Raw genomic sequence first — 3,103 nt, forward strand, 5'->3', positions numbered from 1 at the left:
ACTGCTCTTCGGTGACTTCGCTCCTCGTGAAAGTGATGTGCATGCTTGCGACTCCTTGGGGATTGTTCTTGCGCATGAAGTCTAACACTCGAGGCATGGGGGACGGTGGCGCCCAACGGCCTCGAGCTATGCTGCCCGGCGGCTCAGGCTCCCCACCATTCTCGCGCTCGCCAACGGGGGGGCAAGGTGCCCTGCCCTTTCCTGCTCCCAGCCGGGTCAGCATCAGCGAGTTGTTGGGCGGCGGCTGGCCAGATCAACCTCAATCAACGGACTGGGACTCAGTTCAGGAATCTCCTTGAGCTCGTCGAAGGGCGGGCGGAGGAATCCCCGGTGCCTTCTTCCCGAGATCGCCTCAGGGATTCCCGGCCCCCTCTGGTGTCCGTGACCAAACGGACGTGACCCGGGGGGCTCGGAATGACGCACGACCCCTCGCGTGGGTAGCAGCTCAGCTCTGCTCGTCGCCGACGATAATGACGATGTTGCCTTTCTTCTGTTCAGTCTCGGCGTACCGGTGGGCCTCAGCCGTCTGTTCAAGGGTAAAGTGCCGATCGATGACCGGCCGTAGCTTCCCGGCGTCAATCAATTCCTTGAGGTATAGCAGATGCTCCACCGACCCGCTGTCCGAGCCGAAGATCACTTTCCTATCGCTCGTCATCGTGGTCCACAATCCGCGGAGCAGGTGAGATGTGTTCGGATTGGCCAGCATGCACCGCCCACCGGGGCGGAGCATGCGTAGGACGCGGGCGAAGGGCGCTCTGCACACAACGTCGAAGATGAGGTCAAAGGTCTGTGCGCTGTCGGTGAAGTCCCGCTCGGTGTAGTCGATGACGTGATCCGCGCCGATCGAGCGGAGCATCTCAAGCTTGCTGGTGCTGTCCACTGCCGACACTTCGGCGCCGAAGAGCTTGGCCAGCTGGACCGCGAACGTGCCGAAGCTCCCGCCCGCGCCGATGATCAGGACCTTCTGCCCGGCCTGGATGTTCCCCTTTCGAAGGAACCGTAGCGCCTCCGATCCACCATAGGGAACGGCGGCGGCCTCGGCGTAGCTCATGTTCGTCGGGATGCTGGTCAAGGCGCTGCCTTCGCTGCGTCCGCCCAGGCAGATGTACTCAGCGTGGGCTCCAAGCCGAATTCCCGTTGTCCCGAAGACCCGATCGCCTGGCGCGAACTGGGATACCCCTCTACCGACGTCCTCAACCTCGCCCGCGAATTCCTGGCCCAGGATGCGGACCCTTGGTTTCAAGACGCCGGACCACAGTCGCATAGGAAGCCAGACCCATCCGGGGAAGTCGAACCGGCGGAGCTCACAGTCCGCCCTCGACACAGTTGTGGCGTGGATGCGGATCAGCACCTGCTGGTCCTTCGGGCACGGTTTCTCGACCTCCCGGAACTTGAGCACATCCGGGGAACCGTAGGCTGTGCAGATGATTGCTTTCATTCCTTCTTCATTCCTTGCTGGAGGCAAGCTTGGAAGTGGCGGCCTTCTTTGGCACATTCCCCTCCAGGGCGTTCAATACCGCCGCCCAACGGCTGCGAACTGAGCGGCCCGCCCAGGGCTACTTCATCCGAAATCGCCGAGCTGGCCGGGCCCGCTCCAGCGAGTTGTTGGGCGGCAACCCGACGGTGGTAGCACTTCTCCCTTGGGCGAGATATAGATCAATCTCAGGATTACTCTTCCTCGTACTCTTTCTGCTATGCTCCAAAGCGATAGCTACCCATCCTCTGTGTGGTCCACAAGGGTCGAATCGGCTCATGCTTCCTGTTTGGGCCACTTCCATGCGTACCAAACAACCAGTAAGACAAACACAAGTTGTGCTGTTGACCAAACGAACTCATAACCAGCAGACTGCAATACAAAACCCAAAACCCAAAACGCAAGAATGATCACAGCATAGAGTATGCCTACGATGCGATTTGCCCAACGACTCACGGAATACTTCAATATCAGGGTTAGGGCACTCATAAGTATGGGAAACACAAATATTATCGACATTACCAATAGCAATTCTGGGGTTGCTTTGATAGATCCGGTGTTCTCAAGTAAAGACTTTAGTACAACCGAATCACTTAAGCGGTACGTATCCCCGTTCAAAGAACTTAGCACTTCAGCTACCCATAACACTGCAAGGATTATCCTCACATCTAGCAGATTTCTTGCGGTCTTGCTATTCGTGTTCATTTTCTACTGCTCCTTTTCATTCTAGGTGTAGCCGCCCAACGGCCTCGAGATGAGCCGCCCGGCCAGCGCTTCGAACCTATCTTAGACCCAATTCAGCGCAGCTGGCCGGGTCGGCTCCATCGAGTTGTTAGGCCGCCGCCCGTTGGGTGCGCGATGTTGGGATGGCGCCCTTTTCGGTAGTGCCTACCGCAATCGGACCGAGGACGAGTGATAGGTTTCTGGAGGCTGGATTGCTGCCCGCGGCTCTAGAGTGGCCAAACGATCCGGGTATCGGTGCTGGCCACGCCCTTCACTTCTCTAATCTTGCCGAGGGTCTCGCCCAACGCCTTCTGATCAGCTCCCTCGACAAAGGCAATGATGTCCGTGGGGCCGGCCAGAAAGTGAACAGTCTTGACTCCGGCAACAGCGTGGAGCGCCTGGTGCACCGTGCGCATTGTGTCCCAGCCGCCGGACGTCGCCATTTGAATGAATACGAATGCTGCCATCATGGTCGTCCTCCTTGAACGAGTAGGTGCGCCGATCGGGCGCATGGGTTTGCCGGCATCCGACAGGTAGGGGCCGTCTGCGCGCCAAAGTCTTCGCCCACGCTTTACGTTCTAGCCGGCCCGCGCCAATGATCATGATATCAGAGTCTTCCGTGGATCCCTCGATTTGCCGGGACCAATGGGGTGTCAACGGGCGGCCTAACGGTCTCGAGCTAAGCTGCCCGGCGGAAGCGGGCAATTCCACTTGGACTCTACGCCCGGCCGGCAGGCGATTCAAGCAGCCCCGAAGGCCCAGCCCGCCGGGTCAGCTTCAGCGAGTTGTTAGGCGGCACCCCGCAACAACACCCTACTTGCTCGCTTCAAATAGGCGACCTCTTGTCAACGCCTCGCGAAGTTCGGGTTCGAGCTCAAGATACGCGGCATCTGGTTCCGCGCCAAG

At 59.1% G+C, this 3,103-nt stretch carries 2 protein-coding genes; both read right to left on the reverse strand.

What is annotated here, in order from left to right; translation table 11 throughout:
• Nucleotides 1-445: 445 nt before the first annotated feature.
• Nucleotides 446-1,438: an NAD(P)-dependent alcohol dehydrogenase gene (locus MUO23_11385; protein ID MCJ7513558.1), complete on the reverse strand. Its 993-nt coding sequence runs from the start codon at nt 1,436-1,438 to the stop codon at nt 446-448.
• Between the two features lie 986 nt (nt 1,439-2,424).
• Complete coding sequence (locus tag MUO23_11390) at nt 2,425-2,667, reverse strand: Lrp/AsnC ligand binding domain-containing protein (protein ID MCJ7513559.1); 243 nt, start codon at nt 2,665-2,667, stop codon at nt 2,425-2,427.
• Between the last annotated feature and the right edge of the window lie 436 nt (nt 2,668-3,103).

It is taken from the genome of Anaerolineales bacterium, assembly GCA_022866145.1.
Taxonomy (GTDB): domain Bacteria; phylum Chloroflexota; class Anaerolineae; order Anaerolineales; family E44-bin32; genus PFL42.

What these genes read in the sequence shown, in the direction of transcription:
- MUO23_11385 (MCJ7513558.1), bottom strand. Translation starts at nt 1,438, where the DNA reads ATGAAAGCAATCATCTGCACAGCCTACGGTTCCCCGGATGTGCTCAAG.
- MUO23_11390 (MCJ7513559.1), bottom strand. Translation starts at nt 2,667, where the DNA reads ATGATGGCAGCATTCGTATTCATTCAAATGGCGACGTCCGGCGGCTGG.